Genomic DNA, 22,644 nt, shown 5'->3' with positions numbered 1-22,644 from the left:
TTACTTTTATAAAAAATATTTGGTCATGAACTTACTACTTAGAATTTTACTCACTGCCATTTTAGTGGTCGTCATTGCGCATTTTATGCCTGGTGTCGCAGTGGCCAGTTTCACTACTTCCATCATTGTCGCTGTGGTTTTGGGATTGCTGAATGCTTTTATCAAACCCATTTTAATTCTACTGACTTTGCCCGTAACACTGCTGACTTTCGGATTGTTCCTTTTGGTAATCAATGCGCTGATGATTTTACTTTGTAGTGAAATTGTTGGCGGTTTTCATGTTGAAAGCTTCTGGATCGCAGTATTTTTCAGTATTATTTTATCGATTTCCCAATCGATTCTGTACGGAATGTCGAACGATAAAAAAGGCTAGCAACACATTCTCATAAAAACTTTGTTTGGGTGGTGAAAATATTCTAATTTTGCCACCCAATTTTAGTATCAAAAAAGATGAATATTACAAGAAATAATGTAGACGCTTTGAATGCGGTAGTTACTGTAGAAATTTCAAAAGCTGATTACGCTCCGCAAGTTGATAAAGTTTTAAAAAACTATTTAAAAACAGCTTCCATTCCGGGTTTCAGAAAAGGCGCCGTTCCTTTCGGAATGATCCAGAAACAATACGGAAAAGCAGTTTTGCTTGAAGAAGTCAATAAAGTGTTGCAGGAAAACCTGAACCGATATTTGCAACAGGAGAAACTCGATATTTTGGGGAATCCGTTGCCTAAAGTGGCTGAAGATTTCAATTGGGATGCTGAAGATTACAAATTCGAATTCGAATTGGGATTGACACCAAGCTTCGACATCGATTTAGGCGTAGTAAAAAACCTTACCAAATACAAAATCGTTGCCGACGATAAAATGCTCGACGACCAAGTGGCGCGCATCAGAAAACAATACGGTAAAATGATTTCAAAAGATACCGTTGAAAAAAATGACGATATCTCAGGAACTTTTATCAATGAAGCTAAAGGAATCGACAGCCCGGCTCAGATTACATTGGATATTTTCAAAAGCAAAAAAGCCGCTGACGCTTTCTTAGGAAAAAAAGTAGGCGATGTGGTTACGGTAAATACCAAAGGCCTTTTCGACGACGACCACAAATTGATGGATTATTTGAAAGTCGGTCACGATGACGTTCACGGATTGGAGATTGATGTGGATTTCAAAATTGAGGAAATCACGATGAGCGAACCGGCGGAATTGAATCAGGAATTGTTTGACAAATTATTCGGACCTGGAAATGTTTCTTCAGTAGACGAAATCAAAGCGAAAATCAAAGAAGACGCAGAAAAACAATTTGCCACACAAGCCGATCAGAAGTTTTTGAACGACGTCACAGAATCGTTATTGACCAACACCAAATTCGATTTGCCATCAACGTTCCTAAAAAAATGGATCCAAACTGTAGGTGAAACGCCACTAACTCCGGAACAGGCTGAAGCAGAATTTGCAAAATCAGAAAACGGCCTGCGTTTCCAGTTGATTGAAGGCAAAATCATGTCGCAGAACAATTTGCAGATCACTTTTGAAGACTTAAAATCATACACTGCTGAACTCATCAAAAAGCAAATGGCGCAATTCGGACAGATGAACCCAACGGATTCAGATGTTGAAGGCATTGTAGCGCGCGTTTTGTCAAATCAGGAAGAAGTCAAAAGACTTTCTGATCAGGTGATGAGCGAAAAAATGTTGAATTTATTCAAAGATAAAATCAATTCCAAAACCAAGGAAGTGACCTATCAGGAATTTATTGCAGCGTCTTACGGCGAGTAAAACAAAAAAATACTTATATTTGGGCGTCAAAACTAAGGTTGCGACGCTCATTTGTTTTAAAAAACCTACAAATAAGATACAATCCTATGAACTACGGTAAAGAGTTTAAAAAATTTGCTACAAAACACCACGGCGTGAACAATATGTATTACGATAAAATCGTAAATGCGATGACGCCCACCAATATGACGCCTTACATCATTGAAGAACGCCAATTAAACATCTCTCAACTTGATGTTTTTTCGCGTCTGATGATGGACAGAATCATATTTTTAGGAACCGGAATCGATGACCAGATTGCCAATATCGTACAAGCACAATTGTTGTTTTTAGAAAGCGCTGACGCTTCGAAAGACATTCAGATTTATTTGAATTCACCAGGAGGAAGCGTGTACGCAGGTTTGGGAATTTACGATACGATGCAATACATCAAACCAGATGTAGCCACGATTTGCACAGGAATGGCCGCTTCAATGGGAGCTGTTTTATTGTGTGCCGGTGCTGCTGGAAAACGTTCGGCTTTGCCGCATTCAAGAGTGATGATTCACCAACCTTCCGGAGGCGCACAAGGCGTTGCGACGGATATGGAAATCAACCTTCGCGAAATGCTCAAACTCAAAGACGAACTGTATCATATCATTTCACAGCATTCAGGACAAACGTTTGACAAAGTCCACAAAGACAGCGAGCGCGATTACTGGATGAAAGCGGATGAAGCCAAAGAATACGGTATGATCGATGAAGTATTAAGAAGATAAAACAGAAGTTACCTACTGAACTTAAATAAAAAAAAATGGCAAAAGAACTATTAGATTGTTCGTTTTGTGGTCGCAAAAAACCTGAAACCAATCTATTGATCGCCGGCATCAATGCACACATCTGTGATAAATGTATTGAGCAAGCGCATGGCATTGTCCTCGAGGAACTCAAAACCAACGGCAATTCCAAATTAGTAGCCGATTTGATCCTTAAGAAGCCTAAAGAAATCAGGGCGTTTCTTGACCAATACGTGATTGGTCAGGACCAAACCAAAAAAGTGATGTCGGTTGCTGTTTACAACCACTACAAGCGTCTGATGCAACAACAGCTCAACGATGACGTAGAGATTGAAAAAAGCAACATCATCATGGTGGGGCAGACCGGAACCGGAAAAACGCTTGTGGCCAAAACGATTGCGAAAATGCTCGATGTTCCTTTAGCCATTGTAGATGCTACGGTTTTGACTGAAGCGGGTTACGTAGGTGAAGATGTCGAAAGCATCCTGACGCGTTTGTTGCAGGCCGCCGATTACGACGTGACCAAAGCAGAACGCGGCATCGTATTCATCGATGAGATTGACAAAATTGCCAGAAAAAGCGATAACCCATCAATTACACGCGATGTTTCAGGCGAAGGCGTACAACAGGCTTTGCTAAAATTACTCGAAGGAACTGTAGTCAATGTTCCGCCTAAAGGAGGAAGAAAACATCCGGACCAAAAATTCGTAGAAGTCAACACCAAAGATATTTTATTCATTGCCGGTGGCGCATTTGATGGTATCGAAAGAATCATCTCAAAACGATTGAATCGTCAGGCAGTTGGTTACAGTACTTCCAAAAATGTAGACAACATCGATAAAGATAATTTGCTGCAATACATCATTCCAAAAGACATCAAAGACTTCGGATTGATTCCTGAAATCATTGGCCGTCTTCCGGTATTGACACACATGGATCCGTTGGATAAAGAGACTTTAAGAGCTATCTTAACGGAACCTAAAAACGCACTCATCAAGCAATACCAAAAGTTGTTTGCTATGGATGACGTAGATTTTACAATCAGTAATGACGCGCTTGATTTCATCGTGGACAAAGCCCTTGAATACAAACTCGGCGCCCGAGGTTTACGTTCCTTATGTGAAGCCATCTTAACCGATGCGATGTATGACTTGCCAAGCAATGACGAGAAAATACTGCATATCGATAAAGATTATGCTAACGATACGCTGACCAAAAACTTATTGAAACGCCTCGAAATCGCTTCTTAAGTTTGATTCATACACAAAATAAAAATCCCGCTTCACTAAGAACGGGATTTTTTTATGCTATCAAGTCTTGCGTCTTATTTCAAAATGCCACCGCCTTGTCCGACTTTTTCCGTCTGGATTTCAGTGTTCTCTTTTTCGAGTTTTAAGTTTCCGAAGTTATATGTCAAAGAAATTCTGAACGTTCTCGAATCCTGTTTCTGGTGGAATTGCGTCTGCAAATTCGTCGAAGAAACGAGTGCATTGATTTCATTGGTGTTGAACACATCGAAACAATGTAACCCGATCTGAAGTTTCTTATTCATAAAATCGCGGTTGAACGAAACATCAAACTGCTGGATGGTTTTGTTCAGGCTGTAAATTTCCCAAGTTCCCGGCGGCGTTAAGTTATACATCATCGTGTTCTTGATGTTCCAAGGCAAGATGAATTGCGCCGTGGCCGTGTAACTCATCACCGGTTTGGTTTTGAATTGAAAATCATAACCTTTCGTAGTAAAATCGATGTAATTGATGTTGAAGAAAATATAATTCATCGTATCGATATTGTTCATCCTTTTTTCAAATTCCGTTTTCCCTTTCAGGAAATAATCCAGCGGAATCGGGAACGAAGCATACAAACTGAACGTATTGATTTCGTCAAATTGCTTGAACGTCTGGTTGCTGACCAACTGGTTCGGCTCGGCATCAAAAATAAATTTATTGACGTCTTTGGCGATCGTGTAATTTCCTCCGATCTGCACGTATTGGAACGCCGTGAGCTTCAACTCGAAATTGTCAAAAAACGTCGGATCGAGAAACGGATTTCCACTGGAGGAATTATACTGGTCGAAATTCGCAAAATTGTTCGGATCGAGCACATTGTAATCGGCCTGCTGGATTTTCTTCGAATACGAAGCCGAAACATTCACATTCTGGTTGAATTCATACAACGCGCTCGCATTCGGGAAAAAGTTCGTGTTCTTGAAATTGACGTCGGTTCGTGTTCCATCCTGAAAAGCGGTTCGGTCTACTTTATAATCTTCAAACCTTAATCCGACGGTGAAATTGAACTTCTTGATTTTCTTTCTCGCCTCAACGTAAAACGCCAGATTACTTTCATCGTAATCAAAGTCGGTTACGGAATTGGTTCCCGAATTCAAGTTGTAGATTCCTTTGTCATGCACGTTGATTTTGTTGAATTTACCGCCCGTATTCAAAGAGAAATCAATCTTTTTATACGGAATCGCAAAGTCGTATTTCACATAATGGTTGGCCAGTTTGAAATCGACATCGCCATTGTAAAAATTCGACGTTCCGTTGTTGAGACCATTAGATTTCGTGATTGGATTTTTGTCGAAGAAATTGCTGAAACCAGTAATATCAAGTGTTCGGCCTATAGTGTCTAACTTGGTTTTATACTGCAAACTGATTTCATGGTTGTTGTTTTTGTTCTTCGCCAAAGAAGCGTTCGTATAATCGATTCCGGTGCCTTGAGTGGCGCTTTCCCCGACGATTCGGTCATTGCCCATATTCAGATTGTAGTTGAACAACAAATTCGATTTTTCTGAAAGCTTGTAATTCGTTCCGGTTCTCCAGTAAAAATTCCGGTTCGTGTTTACTGCTTTGTTTTTCTGGAACAGTTTTTCGTCAGGATTGAAACTCGAAAAAGTTTGGTCGTTGGTGGTTTTGTTTTCGCTATCGATGTAATTGTATCCGATCATCGTCTGCCAACTCAGGTTTTTCTTTTTCCCGTTTAGTAAAATTTGAGGGCTCGGTTTCTGGTATTTGTTGAAATTGTAATTGATGTTAAAACTCGCATTGACGCCTTTCATCTTTCTCGAACTCGTGATGATGTTGATCACAGAACCGCTCGAATTCGCGTCAAACGAAGCGCCGGGATTGTAGATCAATTCCACTTTCTCAATCGCGGTGGCAGGCAAACTCAATAGATAGTTTTGTAAATCGGTGCCGCTTAATGAACTGGGCATGCCGTCGATATAAATCGCTACGTTTTTGGAGTTTAACGTCAGGCTTCCCGTTGGTGAACTTATTACGCCGGGGATTTTTTTCACTGCATCAAGGCTGCTTCCGCTATTGAGAATCGGATTGTTCTTGACGTTGATGGTCGTTTTGTCGGATTCGACTTTGATGAATTGCTTTTTGTTGCCATACACCGTGACTTCGCTTAAAGTTTTTGGTTTGTCTGTTTTGGCAATAGAATCCTGTACTTTCTGGTTGGGAGTGATTTCCTGCGCCATCGCCGTTAGGCATAAAAGCAGCAGCATGGCTATACATGTTGATTTCATGGGTGATTGAATTTGATTGATGATTGTAACTAAGACAGCCATCAGTCAAAATTGTTACAACTTAAGCCGTTTTTTTGGGTATTGAAGTTGAAGGCGCGTCGCAGATTCCTCTCGGTCCGCAAGCCATACGGTGTGGTCCGCAAGAACCGGAAACTACAAGAATGATCATTAACAAGATTTTTTTCATGACGAAGTATTGATTTGAGACAGTTTTTTGAGTTGCTCCAAATAATCGCGTTGGTTCGACAATCTCGGAATTTTATGCTGGCCGCCGAGTTTATCCTGTTCTTTAAGCCAATCATAAAATAAATTCGGGCGCGCGATATGCAACACTAACGGATTCAAAGTCATGTTATTATAACGCTTGGCCTCATAATCTGAATTTAACGATTGCAGGTTTTCATCGAGAAGTTTCTGAAACTCCATCGGGTTTTTCGGGTTTTCCTTAAATTCGATGATCCATTCGTGTGCTCCTTTTTCTTTGCCTTCCATGAAAATAGGAGCAACCGTATAATCAACCACTTGTGTATTGGTGATCTCGCAGGTTTTGGAAATCGCCTGATCCGTATTTTCGACCATCAGTTCTTCGCCAAAAACATTGATGTGGTGCTTGGTCCTTCCCGTCACGCGAATACGATACGGACTCAAAGAAGTGAATCGCACCGTATCGCCTGGCAAATAACGCCAAAGTCCCGCATTGGTTGTAATCATAATCGCGTAGTTCTTATTCAAAACCACATCGGCCAATCGGATCGCTTTTTCTTCAGAAGTGCCATAAACATCCATCGGAATGAATTCATAGAAAATCCCGTAATCGAGCATCAACAATAAATCGTTCGAATTGTTAAGATCCTGAATCGCAAAAAATCCTTCCGAAGCATTGTATATTTCATAATATTTAAAATCATTGCCCGGTAAAATTCTCTTGTATTGCTCACGGTAAGGTTCGAAGCTCACACCGCCATGAAAGTAGACTTCTAAGTTAGGCCAAATTTCCAACAAGTTTCCTTTTCCGGTCTCTTCGAGCGTTTTATTGAGCAAGACTAGCATCCATGAAGGAACGCCAGCAAAGCTTGTCACGTTTTCATTCCTAGATTCGTTGATGATCGCCATGATTTTGGTTTCCCATTCACTCATCAGTGATACGCGGTTGCTCGGTGTGCTGCTGAATTCAGCCCAAATCGGCATGTTCTCTATCAGAATCGCAGACAAATCACCAAAGAACGTATTGTTGTTTTCGTATATCTGCGAACTGCCGCCCAAACGCAAACTCTTTCCGATAAACAATTCGGAATTCTCGTTGTTGTTGAGGTACAGACACAACAAATCTTTGCTGCCTTTGTAATGGCAATCTTCAAGCGCTTCGTTACTGACCGGAATAAACTTGCTTTTGGCATTGGTCGTGCCGCTCGATTTGGCGAACCATTTGATCGGCGTGTTCCAGAAAATGTTCTGTTCGCCTTGGCGCGTCTGTTCGATAAAAGGTTCTAGATCTTCATAAGTTGAAATCGGAATGCGTTCTTTGAAAGTCGCGTAAGATTTAATCGAATTGAAATCATAATGTTTACCAACCACAGTATTTTCTGCAGACCGGAGCAGGTTCATCAGCAATTCGTCCTGTACTTCATTAGGATATTTCAAAAACAGTTCGATCTGGTGGATGCGCTGTTTCAAAACCCAGGAAGCAATCGAATTGATGATGGGTAACGGCATTGTGGTTGGGTGATTTTGATTAATGATTTTGAGTTTGCCATAAAATATTCGAATACAAATCGATAACTTTACGGCTTACCAAAATAACAAAAAAATTAGCAGAAATTCTAATGCTGATGGTTCAAATATAAGACAAGATAACCGTATGAAATACGAAGGGGTTTTAACCAAAATGCAAACCGAAATCGGAAACCCGATTCAATATTACCTGGTTTTTGAAACCAGTTTCCTTAATTTAAACCAGGTGTTGGGCAAAACCATCACGATGCAACTCACAGGTTCGCAATGCCTGAATTGTGGAAAAAACAAGAAGATTTACCGCCAGGGTTTTTGCTACGATTGTTTCTATTCTAGTCCTGCAGTTGGCGATTGGATCATGAAACCGGAACTCAGCACAGCACATCTCGGTATCGCAGATCGTGATTTGGAATACGAATCTAAAGTGCAACTCCAGCCGCATATTGTTTATTTGGCTTCGTCGAGTGAAGTAAAGGTAGGCGTGACCAGGAAAACGCAAGTGCCCACGCGCTGGATTGATCAGGGTGCGGAACAAGCCATTGCTATTGTAGAAGTTCCAAACCGTTATCTCGCGGGCATTACCGAGGTGAAACTGAAAGATCATTTTTCAGATAAAACCAATTGGCGCAAAATGCTGACCAACGATATTTTGAAAGTAGATTTAATTCAGGAAAGAATCAAAGTGCAGGATTTGCTGCCAGAAGAAGTCCGGGAATATTTTTATCCAGACAAGATCGATTTATATGAAATGATTTATCCGGTGCTGCAATATCCCGCCAAAATTAACAGCCTGAGTTTGGAGAAAACGCCAACATTCACAGGAAAACTCATGGGAATCAAAGGGCAATACCTGATTTTTGAAGACGGAACCGTATTCAATGTTCGAAGTTCGGAAGGTTCGGTCGTCAGTATCGATTTATAAAAAAAGCCTGAAGATCATTTCAGGCTTTTTCGTTTTATTTTTTCTTGAAGATGCCGTTGAGCAAATCGCCCGCTTTCTTCTTGATGTCTTCTTTTACAGGTGACGTTTTTGTTTTCGTCGTGTCGGTTTTCGTATTCTTATTGATCAAGTCGCTCAAAGCATTCGTGCCTTGTTTAACCAGTTTTTCTTTCTGCTGTTTGATCAATTGGTTCGTCAGATTCGTAACACCGCTTTTGATATCGGTGGTGACTTTGGGATTTTTGAAATTTCCGGTCATTAATGCATTGATCGGAATGTTGTCGAGTTTACTAAGGTCGGTCGGCGACAATTTCGAAATCAGTTTGTTCACGTCCGGGCCGAGCAGACCAAGATACTTCGCAGGAACATCAAACTTCAGATTGTAATTCATGTTCTGGTCAAAACCATGTTGGCCGCCCACAGATAATTTGATATCCTGATATTTCAAATCGAACGGTTTGATGTTGACTTTTCCGTCTTTAAAGGTCAATGCCGTTTTAAGATCGTTGAGGTTGATTTTCTTCAAATCGATGAATTTGAGGTTTTCATCCAATTTAGATAAAAGTCCGGAATTGCTTGGGTTGATCGTAGTCGAAAGCAACTGTCCGATCAAATCACCGGACAACGAATTCACATCCGGCGTCATTTCCTTGGCGTCGAGATTTCCTGATAACTTGATGGTCGTGTTTAATTTTCCGTTGACCACACCGGCAATCGGCGCAATCTTTTTCATCATTTCCAATTGGGTAAACGTTTGTTGGATGTCGACTGCTTTCATGCCTAGATTCATATTGAAAGCTGGGATTTTTCCTTTCGTGGAAACATCGCCGCTGGCCACGATCTGACCACCGAAGATATCCGATTTCACATTTTCAAGCGTTACTTTCTGGTCTTTGATGATGAGTTTCCCGGAAACGTTTTTCAATGCCAGATTATCATATAAAACTGTATTGGCTTTTGCCGTCAGCGAGCAGTTCAGGAAAGCCGGGATTTTAACCGCTTCTTTTGGTTTTTCAGTTTTGGTTTTCGGCGCTGCAGGCGACATAAAATCAGCCACCGCAAACTGATTCGACTGCATGTTGAAATTGCCTTTGAGTTCCTGATTTTTAAACATAAATCCGTAGAAATTCTCCAGCACGCCATTGACTTTCATATCAGTTTTTCCGGTGGTCAAGTCTAGTTCCTGCAGGTTGATGCGCGTATTGGTAAATTGCACTACGGCTTTGTTGATGTTCATCGCCTTGTTCGTGTCGTCGACATATTTGAAACCGGTCAGCGTCATGTTTCCGGAATTTTGCATGTTTTCGTATTGGTTGGTCTCGACGGATTTCATATCGAATTTGGTCGACACATCGGCTTTCAAAATCCCAGAAAGTGGTACTTTGAGTTTCACGGGATAAGCTTTTGATACGTTTCCAAGGTTGACAATCCCATTGAGTTTGGCATCGACTAAAGGATCTTCAGCGATGTTTCTGATGTTCGCTTTGGCGTTGAAAACATCCTGATCGATGCGGAACGACAACTTATCGAGATTCACGTAAGTGTCGTTCGCCAAACCGGTTTCATTGATGATTTTGGTGTCAATCACAATGCTTTGCACCGATTTCGGCAAATTCGGATATTGGAACGAAGCGTTGTTCGAAGCAATCGCCACATTGAATTTCGGCACCGTCGTATCAGACAACATTCCTTTCGCAAAACCGGTTACGGTAAAATCTCCGGTCGTTTTCACATCTTTGATGTTGGCCGCATAAGAAGCCGGAATCAAGCCCAAAAAGTTCTGGAAACTGGACGTCGGTGTTTTGAATTTCAAATCGTATTGCTGGCCTTTTTCAACCATTTGTATGAAACCGTCGAATTCGAGTGGCAGTTTGTTGATGAGCGCTTTGTTTTCCTTGAACGTGTATTTGCTTTGGTCCAGATCGATTCCGAGAACCGCATCTAAAGTCAACGGCACGTGGTTCATATAATTCGCTTTGTCCATAAACAGCGAAACACTCGCGGTTGATTTTGTAACCAAATCTAGTTTTGAATTCGCAAAATCTCCAGTTCCGGTATGGTTTAGACTGTCAATGATCATCCTGATTTTGGAACCTTGATCGGTGTATTTGAATCTCAGATTCGTGATTTTATATTCTTTGATTTTGAGCGATAGCGGATCGCTTTTGCCATCGTCACTTTTGTCGTCATCTTTCAAAGCAATGTCGAAATTCCCGACGCCGTCTTTGTTGAAGATGATGTTGATGAGGCCGTTTTGTGTTGATACGGCTTCGATATTCATCGATTCATCCTTGCCTTTGAACAATTCCTTGATCGACATTTGCAGGTTGAGTTCGCCCATCGAAATCAAGGTATCACCTTCAAACGGCGCTTTGTTGATAATCAGCAATTTGTCCACGGTAACATTCGCTTGCGGAAAGCTTTTGAATAAGCTCAAATCGGCATCGGCGAACGATACTTTGGCATCGACTTTTTCATTGATGGCATCCGCAATTTTGGCTTTGATAGCGTCCTGAAAAAAGAACGGAATGGCAAATAGTGAAAGTATTAAAAGCAATAATACGATTCCAACGATTTTTAAAATTTTCTTGACCATAATATTTTATTTATAAAGTATAACGCAACGATGGCGCGATTATGATTAATGAATATTGATTTCGAACGGCATCGTGGCCTGAACGCCTTTTTTAGCCTGCACGCGACGGATTTGTTCGATGATTTTGTAATTCTCTTCGCCCAATTCCTCTTTGATGAAACTTTCTTTGGTTTTCATGAACGGAACGCCTAAACTTCCCAAATAGTCTTGCAAGTCTTTTTCATATACCGGGAAATTCTGGGTTTTGTAGTTTTTGATTTTGACCAGATCGGCAGCGTATTGCAAAGCGTCATCCATGCCGCCGATTTTATCCACCAAACCAATTTTTACGGCTTCGGCGCCAGACCAAACACGGCCTTGCGCAATCGCATCGACTTGCTCGAAAGACATCCTTCTTCCGGTGGCTACGCGGTTCACGAAAGTGGTGTATATTTTCTCAACACCTTCCTGCGCAATAAAACGATAATTGTCCGCCAAAGGTTTGAAAACGCTGTATTCTGCAGCATTGAGATTGGTGCTCACTTGCTCCGAATTGATTCCCATTTTTGTAGTCAATGCAGTGAAGTTCGGCAACAGTCCAAAAACCCCAATCGATCCTGTAATCGTGTTGTTTTCGGCGAAAATCTTGTTGGCGTTGCAAGCGATGTAATAGCCACCTGATGCCGCTAAATTGCCCATAGAAACAATCACCGGTTTGACTCTTTTGGTGACTTCGATTTCCCTCCAGATCAAATCGGAGGTCAGCGCATTTCCGCCGGGTGAATCAATTCGCAGTACAATCGCTTTAATCTTGTCGTCTTTTCTGGCATCCTGAAGCGAACGGCGCATCGAGAGTTCACCTACCACATTCACATCGCCTTCGCCACTTCCGATTTCGCCTTGCGCATAAATCACCGCAATCCTGTTTTTGGAAGAATTTCCTTGGGAAGTTGTGGCTACATTATTGGCGTAATCAAGGATCTTGATGGTGTTGTAATCTTCGTCAGCATTGACTTTAAGGATTTTTCGGATGTCGTTATGATATACGTCTTCGTAAGCGACTTTGTCCACCAAATGTTGGCTTTGCGCCATTTCGGGCGTTCTTGCGGCTAGATGGTTGGCTACATCGTCAAGTTTTGCAATTGGGATATTTCTGCTGATTGAAATGTCAGTCAGCATCGAATTCCAGACTGAATTTAAAAGTGCGGTAACCTGTTCACGGTTGGCGTCGCTCATTTTATTTTCGAGAAATGGTTCAACGGCGCTTTTGTATTTTCCGTGGCGAATCACTTCCATTTTGATGCCGTATTTGTCCTGAAAATCTTTGAAGAAAAGCAGTTCGGTCGACAAACCTTTAAACTCCATTTCACCAATAGGATTAAGGTAAATCGTGTTCGCTACAGAGTTTAAGTAATATTCCTTTTGCGAAAAAGTATTGCCGTAAGCGAACACAAATTTGCCAGATTTCTTAAAATCATCGAGTGCTTTGCGCACGGTTTTGATTTGCGCCATGCCTAAATTCGAATTGTCATTCAAAATTGAAATTCCTTTGATGTCGCTGTCGTCTTTTGCCGCTTCAATCGCTTTGATCACATCGGATAAACCGTCGTGTCGCGCATCGAAATAATCAAAATCCTTGTAATTGAATTTTCCCGCATAATCGTTGGTCACTTCTGATAAATCGAGTTCAATCACAGAATTGTTTTTCACTTCAGTCGTTTCCGATCCGCCGCCGAAAAGCGCGCCGATCAACAGAATTCCGAAGAAGAAAATCATACAAAAAGCAAAAAGTCCTATTATAGTCGCCAATACATTTCCTAAAAATCGCATATTTTTTTTCTGATGGGTTGATATTCAACGCTAATTGTTACAAATAAAAAGCGTCATAAAATTTATTAACAGTCGTTGCAAATATACTTCTATTCTAAAATTCTTTTACTTAATTTGCGGTTAATATGTATACGCAACACCAAGTTATTTTATCGTTAGGAAGCAATCAGGGAAACCGGCTCGAGAATATCCAATCGGCGATTGATCTGATCCATCGCGAAGCCGGAACGGTGGTGAAGGTTTCGAAATTGTATGAAACACCGGCTTGGGGTTTTGAGGGTGAAGCGTTCTACAATTGCGCTTTGGTGATTCACACGCTGAGTTCCGCGCAAACCATACTCGAAAAAGTGCTTGCGATTGAACAGAAATTAGGCAGGATCCGTTCAGAAAATGAAGGCTACCAGTCGCGCACCATTGATATCGATCTCATTGCGTTCAACGAAGAAATCATAGATTCCAAAAACCTTCAGGTGCCGCATCCGGCGATGCAGGAACGCATGTTCGTACTGCTTCCGATGCGCGACCTGAATCTCGATTGGCGTCATCCGATTTTGCAAAAACACTTGCCTGAAATTTTAAAAGCTTCTGAAGATAAGAGCCAATGCAGAATGGTTCAGTCGCTTGTGTTGCCGTTGCAAAAAATCGCTTTAGACCAACTCAATTATATCGCGATTGAAGGTAATATCGGTGCGGGAAAAACCACTTTAACCACTAAGATTGCTGAAGATTTCAACGCGAAAACCGTTTTGGAACGTTTTGCCGATAATCCGTTTCTGCCGAAGTTTTACGAAGACCAGAGCCGATATGCTTTTCCGTTGGAAATGTCGTTTTTGGCGGATCGTTACCAGCAGATTGCCGATGATTTGGCGCAGTTCGATTTGTTTAAGGATTTCATTATTGCCGATTACCATATCTTCAAGTCGTTGATTTTTGCCAAAGTGACGTTGACTGATGATGAATATCGATTGTATCGAAAGTTGTTCGAAATCATTTACAAGGAAATGCCCAAGCCTGATTTGTATATTTATTTGTATCAGAATACGACGCGGCTTTTAGAGAACATCAAACAGCGCGGCAGGACTTATGAGCAGGAAATTCCGGCGGAATATTTGGATAAAATCAATCGCGGTTATCTTGATTATATAAAATCGCAAACGGATTTGAATGTTTTGGTTATTGATGTTTCTGATCGAGATTTTGTGAAAAACCAACAGGATTACATTTTTGTGTTGGAAGAAATCAAGAACACGCTACATCCTTAATAACGCAGTTTTTTAAACAAATCCCAGACTACGATTCCGGCGCTTACGGCAATATTGAGTGAATGTTTGGTTCCTAATTGCGGGATTTCTATCGTGCCGTCACACTGGGCAATCGCATTTTGACTGACACCGAAGACTTCATTGCCAAATACCAAAGCATACTTTTCAGTTGCATCAACTCTAAAATCCTGAAGAAAGATTGCGTTTTCGACTTGTTCAATAGCGAACACTTTCACGCCGTCGTTTTTGAGGTTTTGAATGACTGAAACCACATCCGTATGATGTTCCCATGCGACGGTTTCGGTAGCCCCAAGCGCAGTTTTATGGATTTCCTTATTGGGAGGCATTGCTGTTATGCCACACAGGTAAATTTTTTCGATCAGAAATGCATCGGCGGTGCGGAACACAGAACCAATATTGTTTAAACTTCGGATGTCGTCTAAAATGATAATCAGCGGTGTTTTGGCAGCGGCTTTAAAATCGGTTATGGATTTGCGTTGGAGTTCATTGTTTTCAAGCTTTCGCATGTTAAAAGGTATTAGTATGAATACAAAAAAAAAGCTCCCAAATGTATGGAAGCTTTTTAAATATTTGTTTAAGGAATTATCCTTTTGGAGTTTCTTTTGGAGTTTCGTCTGGAAGGATGGTTCCTTTGATAGTCAAAACTTTTGATGCAGCACCTTCAGCATTTGAAGTAACGGTTACTGTTTTTGTGAAAGCACCTACTCTGTCAGTTGCGTATTTTACACCGATAACAGCTTTAGCACCAGGAGCGATTGGCTCTTTTGGAAACGATGGTACTGTACAACCACAAGATCCGGTAGCGTTAGTAATTACTAATGGTTTTGTTCCGTTGTTTACGAATACGAATTCACGTTTTCCGTCAGCATTGTGAGGAAGTGTTCCGTAATCGATCGTTTCGTTTTCAAATACCATTCCGGCTCCTTCTACTTTTGGAGTTTCCGCTTTAGCTGGAGCAGCTTCTTTTTTTGCAGCTGGTTTAGCAGCCGCTTTTTTAGCTTGAGCATTTGAAGTCGTTACTCCAAAAATCGTTAAAACAGCTAATAATACTATTTTTTTCATTGTTATTTTTATTAAAATTATTAGACAAAACTATAGAAAAAAACGAAACAACATCCTAAATCTTTCTTAAAATTAATTAATTTTTGAGATTGCCATTTATTCACTTTAAAATTTTTAAATTCGCTGTTCAATTTTGAATCCACTTAAAACATGCAAGCCTTGGCTACCAAAGAGAAAGAGGTAAAAGAAACCCCCTTGATGAAGCAGTATAACGAGATCAAAAGGAAGTATCCTGATGCTTGTTTATTGTTTCGGGTCGGCGATTTTTATGAAACCTTTGGGGAAGATGCGATCAGGGCTTCAAAAATATTAGGCATCGTACTGACCAAAAGAGGTGCGGGGTCAGAAACGGAAACGGCTTTAGCGGGTTTTCCGCATCATTCCCTTAATACTTATTTGCCTAAATTAGTGAAAGCCGGGCTTCGTGTAGCGATTTGCGACCAGCTTGAAGATCCAAAAATGACCAAAACGATTGTCAAGCGTGGAGTTACCGAATTGGTCACGCCCGGAGTTTCGATGAATGATGAGGTTTTACAATCGAAATCAAACAATTTTTTGGCGTCCGTTTATTTTGGGAAAAAGCATATCGGTGTGTCATTTTTGGATGTTTCCACCGGCGAATTCCTCACAGCACAAGGTAACGATGAATATATTGATAAACTATTACAGAATTTCAACCCGAGCGAAGTCTTAATCCCGAAAATCCATAAGAACAATTTCAGGGAAGTTTTTGGCGAGGATTACAACCATTTCTACCTCGAGGATTGGGTTTACAAAGAAGACTATGCTGTTGAAACTTTAACCAACCATTTCCAGACTGCCACTTTAAAAGGTTTTGGAATCGAAGAACTTTCAGAAGGCATCATTTCATCCGGTGCTATTTTATATTATTTATCAGAAACCCAGCACAATAAACGCCAGCATATTACAAGTATCCAGCGAATAGCCGAAGATGCTTATGTCTGGATGGATCGCTTTACCATCCGAAATCTGGAATTGTATCACAGTTATAATCCGAGTGCTGTTACGTTACTCGACGTCATCGATAAGACGCTTTCCCCGATGGGCGGCAGGTTGCTTAAACGCTGGATGGCCTTGCCTTTAAAAGACAGCCAGAAAATTCAAAGCCGGCATGAAGTCGTTGGTTATTTAAAAGACAACCCAGAGATTTTAAAAAGCATTCAGTTTCAAATTAAGCAGATTTCTGATTTGGAACGGTTGATTTCTAAAATTGCGGCTGGAAAAGTTTCTCCACGCGAAGTCATTTATCTTAAGGATTCGCTCAATGCGATTCTTCCGATTAAAGCTTTGGCAACGGAAAGTACACAGCTGGCTGTGAAGAAAATCGGCGAACAATTGGACAGTTGTGACTTGTTGCGCGCAAAAATCGAATCGACTTTAAATCAGGAAGCTCCCGTTGCGATTGCTAAAGGAAATGCGATTGCGAAAGGCGTCAATGAAGAACTCGATGAATTGCGGATGATTTCCAATTCAGGCAAAGAGTTTTTGGAAGGTATTGAACTCAGGGAATCGGAGCGTACCGGAATCTCGTCGTTGAAAATTTCATTCAACAACGTATTTGGCTATTATATTGAAGTTCGCAACACACACAAAGATAAAGTCCCGCCGGAATGGATCCGCAAGCAGACTTTGGTCAATGCCGAGCGCTACATTACCGAGGAATTAAAAGAATACGAAACCAAAATCTTAGGCGCTGAAGAGAAAATTTATAAGCTCGAAGTGGCTTTGTTTGAAGATTTGGTCAATTGGATTGCAACCTATATCAAACCTGTTCAGTTGAACGCGAGTTTGGTGGCCCAAATCGATTGCCTGACTTCGTTCGCACAATTGGCTATTGACAATAAATATGTATGCCCCGAACTCGAAGACAGTTTCGAACTCGATATCAAAAATGGACGCCATCCGGTGATTGAAAAACAATTGCCACTCGGCGTTCCTTATATTGCCAATGATGTTTTTCTGGACAGGGAAACCCAGCAACTAATTATGATTACAGGGCCAAACATGTCCGGTAAATCGGCTATCCTAAGGCAAACGGCTTTGATTGTCTTATTGGCGCAGATGGGAAGTTTCGTTCCGGCGGAAAGCGTTAAGATGGGCGTGGTCGATAAGATATTCACGCGTGTCGGCGCGAGCGATAATATATCTATGGGCGAATCTACTTTTATGGTAGAGATGAATGAAACGGCATCAATCCTGAACAACCTTTCGGAGAGAAGCTTGATTTTATTAGATGAAATCGGACGCGGAACCAGTACCTACGACGGCATTTCAATTGCCTGGGCGATTGCGGAATTTTTGCATGAACATCCTACAAAACCAAAAACCTTATTTGCGACGCATTATCACGAATTGAATGAAATGAGCGACTTGTTGCCGCGAATCCAGAATTATAATGTTTCTGTGAAAGAGCTAAAAGACACGGTGCTTTTTATCCGCAAACTGGTCAAAGGCGGAAGCGCACATAGTTTTGGAATCCATGTGGCTAAAATGGCCGGGATTCCGCAGTTGGTCATTTCGAAAGCGCAAAACATTTTGAAGAAACTCGAGAAGAATCATTCCGGTGATGCACTCCACGGGTTAAAAGCAGAGAAAACGGAAATGCAGATGAGTTTTTTCAATCTCGACGATCCTTTGCTTGAAGAAATTAAAGACGAAATCCTTTCTTTGGATATTAATAGTTTGACGCCCATTGAAGCGATGATGAAGCTCAATGAAATCAAAAGAATGCTGACCAAGAAATAGCTTGAAATACTTTAATTGATAGGTATTCAGCAAGTTAAAAATTTGAAATATTTTTTATAAAAAAGACTTGTAGAATTGAATTAAAGTATTAAATTTGCCCTCGCAATACGGAACAAGTGTTGCTATGTTCTTTAAAAAAATGCGAAAATAGCTCAGTTGGTAGAGCGCGACCTTGCCAAGGTCGAGGTCGCGGGTTCGAGCCCCGTTTTTCGCTCAATAAAAGTCACAGCATGCTCGGATGGTGAAATTGGTAGACACGCTGGACTTAAAATCCAGTGAACAGCAATGTTCGTGCGGGTTCAAGTCCCGCTCTGAGTACAAGAAAGCTTCAAACTATGTTTGGGGCTTTTTTTTTGGAATATGTTTTCTAAAACGGAATTGATTTTCAGGAAAGTATAAAGCAAAAAAAACCACACCTAAGTGTGGTTTTAAAATTTTTAGAAATTAATTTCTAATTATTTTTTTGCAGCATCAGTTGCAGTTTTAGCAGCATCAGTTGCAGTTGCAGCAGCATCAGTTGCAGTTGCAGCAGCTTCAGTTGCAGCAGCAGCAGCAGTATCAGCTACAGCAGCAGCTTCTTCAACAGCAGGTGCTACTTCTTCAGTTACTGGAGCTTCTTCAGCAGGAGCTTCAGCTTGTTTACAAGATACTACAGTTAATGCAGCGATAACAGCTAAACTTAAAAATACTTTTTTCATCTTACTTAATTATAAAAGGTTAATTATTAATTCGAGGCAAAGATATAAATTTTTTATTATGGAAAAATTTTTTTGAATTTTTTTTTAAAAAAATCTAATCTGTTGCAACGCCGAACATTTTACAAGTATTGTGCCAAAAAAATACTAAATAAAATTATAGTTAAAAATTCATCACAATTCTTAATAAATAAATTTAAATGTATTATAAATCCTAATTTTTTGATTTTGGCTTATTTATTTTAGTTTTTGGATGCACAATTTTTAATTCATCAATTAGGTTTTTTGCTCCTGCATACTTATCCATGATGAATAAAACGTACCGAATATCGACCATAACGTTTCTGCAAATTGCAGGATCGTAGTAAATATCGCTCATCGTTCCTTCCCATACACGGTCAAAATTCAGGCCAATTAAATTCCCGTTAGCATCAATTGCTGGACTTCCGGAATTTCCTCCGGTAGTATGGTTGGTTCCAATAAAACAAACCGGCATTTTCCCTTTGCTTCCATAAACCCCGTAATCTTTTGCATTGTATAAATCGATCAGTTTTTTCGGCACATCAAATTCATAATCGCCCGGAATGTATTTCTCCAACACGCCATCTAAGTAGGTAAAAGGTTTGTAGATGGTTGCGTCTTTTGGCTCGTAACCTTTCACTTTGCCATACGTCACGCGCAATGTACTGTTTGCATCCGGAAAATTCCTCGCGTTTTTATTGAGCTCCAATTGCGCTTTCATGTAAGTACGTTGCAAAGAAGTAATGCGAAGATTGATCTCATCATATTTAGGCGCGACTTCTTTGATATACTTGTCGGCCATTTCCTTCACCAATCGAAAAGCTTTGTCATTATTCAGTTTTTCAAGCACCGCTTTAGAATCTCCAGTCAATAATTCTTTAGTTTTGTTATAATCCACAAGGCTTGACTGGCTATATATTTCTGAAGTCAATGTCTTTAAATTGGCATTAACCAAACTTGCCGGTACGAATTGTTTAGGAGATTTATTCGCATACAAATCAATAAGCTGCTCGAACACTTTTTCATCGACCGCCGCATTGAAATCTTTATAGAATTCACCCAATCCGTTAATCAAATTAGTTTTTCTGTCCGTAAACGCCTGTTCACCTTTAGTGCCCAAAAGCTGCTCCAACTGATACATTTTATAAGCCACATTGAGCAATTCGGTGTTGCGCAAAACCACTTCTATAAAATAGTCACGGCTTGAAGCGTAAGGCGCAATTTCTTTGTAACTCTTATCGAAGTCAGCAAGTAAGTTTCCGTATTCCGCTTGCTTTCCAGCTTTAACCACTTTTTCCTGAAACGCTACTTCTTGTTTCTTTTTAATCGCAACGGCATTTGATTTCTTTAAACCTTGCGTTTCGCCAATCCATTTTTTCCAATAATTCGCAATACCCGCGTATTTCGAAGCGTATTGAATTTTAATTGCATTGTCTTTTCGCATAAAGCCATCCTGTACTTTCAAGGCTTTGTCTCGGATTTCAATTTTAGCAGGATTTAATTCATTGACGATTTGCTCAATCGCCACCGCCGGAAGATACTCATTCGTTTTTCCGGGATAACCAAATACTAAGGTAAAATCATCTTCCGCAACACCATCTAAAGATATAGGTAAGAAATGTTTCGGGACATAAGGAACGTTGTCTTTCGAATAAGCAGCCGGACGGTTGTTTTTGTCCGCGTAAATTCTAAACAAAGAAAAATCTCCCGTATGGCGTGGCCAAACCCAGTTGTCGGTGTCCGAACCGAATTTTCCAATAGAGGATGGCGGCGCTCCAACCAAACGTACATCTTTATAGGTTTCCGTCACAAAAAGCATGTATTGGTTGCCTTCATAAAAAGTCCTGATTTTGTTTTCCTGCCAGCTTTCTTTAGGTAGTGATTTGCTCAGAGCGACAATATTTTCCTGAATTTTCTTTTGTTTATCCGCTTCAGAAGGCAATGCTGCGACGCCTTCCAAAACCTTAGTCGTCACATCCTCAATTTTGATTATGAAAGTTACTTCGAGATCTTCATTCGGCAATTCGTCCTCCATTTTATAAGCCCAAAAACCGTTGGTAAGGTAATCGTGCTCTACAGACGAATGCGTTTGTATCGCGTCAAAACCACAATGATGGTTCGTCAGAATCAAGCCTTTGGGCGAAATCACTTCCGAAGTACAACCGCCGTTGAAATGTGGTACGGCATCTTTCAAACTCGATTTGTTGACGCTGTAAATATCGGCCGCCGTCATCTTCATGCCGAGGTTTTTCATTTCTTTTTCATTCATGCCTTGCAACAGCGATGGAATCCACATGCCGCCTTGTTGTGCTTGGGTTTGAATGACAAATAGTAATAAGAGTAATTTTAGTGATTTCATAAAAGGAGGTTTGATTTATGGTTGATTTTTTTCAATGTAATTTAAAATCTGAGCCGTCGCGCCCACATTCATTTGAACGAAAGTGCTGCAGATATGTCCTTTTTCTTCGCGGATTGTAACATTCTGAATTAAATTTTCAAATTGGTCTTGTAATTCTTTAGCATTCGCAATCGAAATACAGCCGCCCATATTGACCAAAGCCGTCGCTTCCGCAAAATGGGAATAATTTGGCCCAATCACTATCGGAACGCCAAAAGTAGCAGGCTCTAAAATATTATGAACGCCCGGATTTCCGAAACCGCCACCCACGTATGCAATATCGGCTTCGCTGTAAATTTTCGTCAGAATACCAATCGTGTCGATGATAAAAACATCAAAATCAGCTAAATCTTGACCTGCTTTTTCAGAAAACAAAACGGTTTTTTTAGTAATCGATTGTTTCAATTCTTGAATCTGTTCGGCTTTGATGTTGTGCGGTGCGAGGATAAATTTCACAGGCAAAGTAGTCGTATTGATGAATTCCACCAAAAGACTTTCATCTTTGGGCCAGCAACTTCCGACGACAATCGTTAAGATATTGTCTTTAAATTCCGTGATAAAATCCAAATGGTTGTCTTTCTCCAAAATCGTTGCGACACGATCAAAACGCGTATCGCCCGAAACGGTCACATTCGATTTCCCTAATCGCAATAACAATTCTTTAGAATGCGAATTCTGCACAAAAAAATGTACGAAAGTATCGAGCGCTTTTCTGTAAAAACTGCCGTACCATTTGAAGAACAATTGGTTTTCCCTGAAAATTCCCGAAATCAGATAAGTCGGAATCGCGTGTGTTTTTAGAACGTGAAGATAGTTCGGCCAATATTCATATTTAATAAAAAACACCAAATCGGGATGCACCAGATCGACAAACTTTTTAGCATTGCTTTTGGTGTCCAAAGGCAAATAAATAGTGACATCAGCCACTGCATTGTTTTTGCGCACTTCAAAACCCGAGGGCGAAAAGAAAGTCAGAATGATTTTATGATTTGGGAATTGAAGTTTCATTTTTTCGATCACCGGCAAACCTTGTTCGTATTCGCCTAAAGAAGCGGCGTGAAACCAAATCGTCTTATCGTCAGGCTTAATTTTGGAAGCCAGTGTGTCAAAAACCGTCTTTCTTCCGTCCACAAAAAGCTTGAGTTTCGGACTGAAAACCGCAAGAAATTTCACTGCAAAATCAGCAAAAATGACAATAAGATTATACAAAAAAAACATAGCTCGTGAATTGTGTCGCTAAAATACACCACTTTGTAGAA

The 22,644-nt window shown here is 40.5% G+C and carries 17 protein-coding genes and 2 tRNA genes; 9 read left to right on the top strand and 10 right to left on the bottom strand.

Annotated elements, in window-relative coordinates:
* Positions 1-25 precede the first annotated feature (25 nt).
* From Q0058_RS05040 to clpX, 4 genes are all read left to right on the top strand, one after another.
* Entirely contained in the window at positions 26-373 is a 348-nt protein-coding gene (locus tag Q0058_RS05040) for a phage holin family protein (RefSeq protein ID WP_298221652.1), read from the top strand.
* 77 nt (positions 374-450) lie between these two features.
* Positions 451-1,776 carry a trigger factor gene (gene tig / locus Q0058_RS05035; protein WP_298221651.1) on the top strand — a complete coding sequence of 442 codons (1,326 nt, stop codon included), beginning with the start codon at positions 451-453 and terminating at the stop codon, positions 1,774-1,776.
* Positions 1,777-1,862: 86 nt separating this feature from the next.
* A complete protein-coding gene (gene clpP / locus Q0058_RS05030) occupies positions 1,863-2,534 on the top strand; it encodes an ATP-dependent Clp endopeptidase proteolytic subunit ClpP (protein WP_298221650.1) in 672 nt (223 codons plus the stop codon).
* A gap of 35 nt (positions 2,535-2,569) precedes the next feature.
* Positions 2,570-3,802: an ATP-dependent Clp protease ATP-binding subunit ClpX gene (gene clpX / locus Q0058_RS05025; protein ID WP_298221649.1), complete on the top strand. Its 1,233-nt coding sequence runs from the start codon at positions 2,570-2,572 to the stop codon at positions 3,800-3,802.
* 74 nt (positions 3,803-3,876) lie between these two features.
* Here the strand turns inward: clpX and Q0058_RS05020 are convergent, their stop codons facing one another.
* The 3 genes from Q0058_RS05020 to Q0058_RS05010 all read right to left on the bottom strand — a co-directional run bounded on the left by Q0058_RS05020 (position 3,877) and on the right by Q0058_RS05010 (position 7,797).
* Positions 3,877-6,084, bottom strand: coding sequence for an outer membrane beta-barrel family protein (locus Q0058_RS05020; protein ID WP_298221648.1), 2,208 nt, complete (start codon positions 6,082-6,084; stop codon positions 3,877-3,879).
* Between the two features lie 61 nt (positions 6,085-6,145).
* Complete coding sequence (locus Q0058_RS05015; protein ID WP_298221647.1) at positions 6,146-6,271, bottom strand: hypothetical protein; 126 nt, start codon at positions 6,269-6,271, stop codon at positions 6,146-6,148.
* Positions 6,268-7,797 (bottom strand): GH3 auxin-responsive promoter family protein, encoded by a 1,530-nt coding sequence (locus Q0058_RS05010; RefSeq protein ID WP_298221646.1) that lies wholly within the window; start codon positions 7,795-7,797, stop codon positions 6,268-6,270. Before Q0058_RS05010 ends, Q0058_RS05015 begins: the two co-directional genes overlap by 4 nt.
* A 145-nt stretch (positions 7,798-7,942) precedes the next feature.
* Here Q0058_RS05010 and Q0058_RS05005 point away from each other — a divergent pair, with 145 nt between their 5' ends.
* Positions 7,943-8,737, top strand: coding sequence for a DUF2797 domain-containing protein (locus Q0058_RS05005; RefSeq protein WP_298221645.1), 795 nt, complete (start codon positions 7,943-7,945; stop codon positions 8,735-8,737).
* Positions 8,738-8,771: 34 nt separating this feature from the next.
* On the opposite strand, the gene Q0058_RS05000 is transcribed toward Q0058_RS05005, so the two are convergent.
* Positions 8,772-11,351, bottom strand: a complete 2,580-nt coding sequence (locus tag Q0058_RS05000; protein ID WP_298221644.1) for an AsmA-like C-terminal region-containing protein — start codon at positions 11,349-11,351, stop codon at positions 8,772-8,774.
* A gap of 45 nt (positions 11,352-11,396) precedes the next feature.
* Complete coding sequence (sppA, locus tag Q0058_RS04995; RefSeq protein WP_298221643.1) at positions 11,397-13,160, bottom strand: signal peptide peptidase SppA; 1,764 nt, start codon at positions 13,158-13,160, stop codon at positions 11,397-11,399.
* Between the two features lie 125 nt (positions 13,161-13,285).
* Between sppA and folK the strand changes: the two genes are divergently transcribed.
* Positions 13,286-14,422 carry a 2-amino-4-hydroxy-6-hydroxymethyldihydropteridine diphosphokinase gene (folK, locus tag Q0058_RS04990; protein WP_298221642.1) on the top strand — a complete coding sequence of 379 codons (1,137 nt, stop codon included), beginning with the start codon at positions 13,286-13,288 and terminating at the stop codon, positions 14,420-14,422.
* Here folK and Q0058_RS04985 read toward each other — a convergent pair.
* Both Q0058_RS04985 and Q0058_RS04980 read right to left on the bottom strand, forming a co-directional pair.
* A complete protein-coding gene (locus tag Q0058_RS04985) occupies positions 14,419-14,949 on the bottom strand; it encodes an RNA methyltransferase (protein ID WP_298221641.1) in 531 nt (176 codons plus the stop codon). The genes folK and Q0058_RS04985 overlap by 4 nt on opposite strands.
* A gap of 76 nt (positions 14,950-15,025) precedes the next feature.
* A complete protein-coding gene (locus Q0058_RS04980) occupies positions 15,026-15,505 on the bottom strand; it encodes a DUF1573 domain-containing protein (RefSeq protein ID WP_298221640.1) in 480 nt (159 codons plus the stop codon).
* Between the two features lie 159 nt (positions 15,506-15,664).
* Here Q0058_RS04980 and mutS point away from each other — a divergent pair, with 159 nt between their 5' ends.
* The 3 genes from mutS (at position 15,665) to Q0058_RS04965 (ending at position 18,589) form a co-directional block, all read left to right on the top strand.
* Positions 15,665-18,271, top strand: a complete 2,607-nt coding sequence (gene mutS, locus Q0058_RS04975; protein ID WP_298221664.1) for a DNA mismatch repair protein MutS — start codon at positions 15,665-15,667, stop codon at positions 18,269-18,271.
* Positions 18,272-18,412: 141 nt separating this feature from the next.
* Positions 18,413-18,485, top strand: a tRNA-Gly gene (locus tag Q0058_RS04970).
* Positions 18,486-18,503: 18 nt separating this feature from the next.
* Positions 18,504-18,589: transfer RNA gene (locus Q0058_RS04965), tRNA-Leu, on the top strand.
* 137 nt (positions 18,590-18,726) lie between these two features.
* On the opposite strand, the gene Q0058_RS04960 is transcribed toward Q0058_RS04965, so the two are convergent.
* The 3 genes from Q0058_RS04960 to Q0058_RS04950 all read right to left on the bottom strand — a co-directional run bounded on the left by Q0058_RS04960 (position 18,727) and on the right by Q0058_RS04950 (position 22,603).
* Positions 18,727-18,969 carry a hypothetical protein gene (locus Q0058_RS04960; RefSeq protein WP_298221639.1) on the bottom strand — a complete coding sequence of 81 codons (243 nt, stop codon included), beginning with the start codon at positions 18,967-18,969 and terminating at the stop codon, positions 18,727-18,729.
* 211 nt (positions 18,970-19,180) lie between these two features.
* Entirely contained in the window at positions 19,181-21,346 is a 2,166-nt protein-coding gene (locus Q0058_RS04955) for a S46 family peptidase (RefSeq protein WP_298221638.1), read from the bottom strand.
* 15 nt (positions 21,347-21,361) lie between these two features.
* Positions 21,362-22,603 carry a glycosyltransferase N-terminal domain-containing protein gene (locus tag Q0058_RS04950; RefSeq protein ID WP_298221637.1) on the bottom strand — a complete coding sequence of 414 codons (1,242 nt, stop codon included), beginning with the start codon at positions 22,601-22,603 and terminating at the stop codon, positions 21,362-21,364.
* Positions 22,604-22,644 lie beyond the last annotated feature (41 nt).

Source organism: Flavobacterium sp. (assembly GCF_027484705.1).
In the GTDB taxonomy this organism is placed as follows: domain Bacteria; phylum Bacteroidota; class Bacteroidia; order Flavobacteriales; family Flavobacteriaceae; genus Flavobacterium.
Note: the sequence above shows the minus strand (reverse complement) of the source record. Positions and strands in the feature narration are given on the sequence as shown.

Excerpts from the sequence above, each read along its gene's own strand:
- Q0058_RS05040 (WP_298221652.1), top strand. The coding sequence starts at position 26 with ATGAACTTACTACTTAGAATTTTACTCACTGCCATTTTAGTGGTCGTC.
- tig (WP_298221651.1), top strand. The coding sequence starts at position 451 with ATGAATATTACAAGAAATAATGTAGACGCTTTGAATGCGGTAGTTACT.
- clpP (WP_298221650.1), top strand. The coding sequence starts at position 1,863 with ATGAACTACGGTAAAGAGTTTAAAAAATTTGCTACAAAACACCACGGC.
- clpX (WP_298221649.1), top strand. The coding sequence starts at position 2,570 with ATGGCAAAAGAACTATTAGATTGTTCGTTTTGTGGTCGCAAAAAACCT.
- Q0058_RS05020 (WP_298221648.1), bottom strand. The coding sequence starts at position 6,084 with ATGAAATCAACATGTATAGCCATGCTGCTGCTTTTATGCCTAACGGCG.
- Q0058_RS05015 (WP_298221647.1), bottom strand. The coding sequence starts at position 6,271 with ATGAAAAAAATCTTGTTAATGATCATTCTTGTAGTTTCCGGTTCTTGC.
- Q0058_RS05010 (WP_298221646.1), bottom strand. The coding sequence starts at position 7,797 with ATGCCGTTACCCATCATCAATTCGATTGCTTCCTGGGTTTTGAAACAG.
- Q0058_RS05005 (WP_298221645.1), top strand. The coding sequence starts at position 7,943 with ATGAAATACGAAGGGGTTTTAACCAAAATGCAAACCGAAATCGGAAAC.
- Q0058_RS05000 (WP_298221644.1), bottom strand. The coding sequence starts at position 11,351 with ATGGTCAAGAAAATTTTAAAAATCGTTGGAATCGTATTATTGCTTTTA.
- sppA (WP_298221643.1), bottom strand. The coding sequence starts at position 13,160 with ATGCGATTTTTAGGAAATGTATTGGCGACTATAATAGGACTTTTTGCT.
- folK (WP_298221642.1), top strand. The coding sequence starts at position 13,286 with ATGTATACGCAACACCAAGTTATTTTATCGTTAGGAAGCAATCAGGGA.
- Q0058_RS04985 (WP_298221641.1), bottom strand. The coding sequence starts at position 14,949 with ATGCGAAAGCTTGAAAACAATGAACTCCAACGCAAATCCATAACCGAT.
- Q0058_RS04980 (WP_298221640.1), bottom strand. The coding sequence starts at position 15,505 with ATGAAAAAAATAGTATTATTAGCTGTTTTAACGATTTTTGGAGTAACG.
- Q0058_RS04960 (WP_298221639.1), bottom strand. The coding sequence starts at position 18,969 with ATGAAAAAAGTATTTTTAAGTTTAGCTGTTATCGCTGCATTAACTGTA.
- Q0058_RS04955 (WP_298221638.1), bottom strand. The coding sequence starts at position 21,346 with ATGAAATCACTAAAATTACTCTTATTACTATTTGTCATTCAAACCCAA.
- Q0058_RS04950 (WP_298221637.1), bottom strand. The coding sequence starts at position 22,603 with ATGTTTTTTTTGTATAATCTTATTGTCATTTTTGCTGATTTTGCAGTG.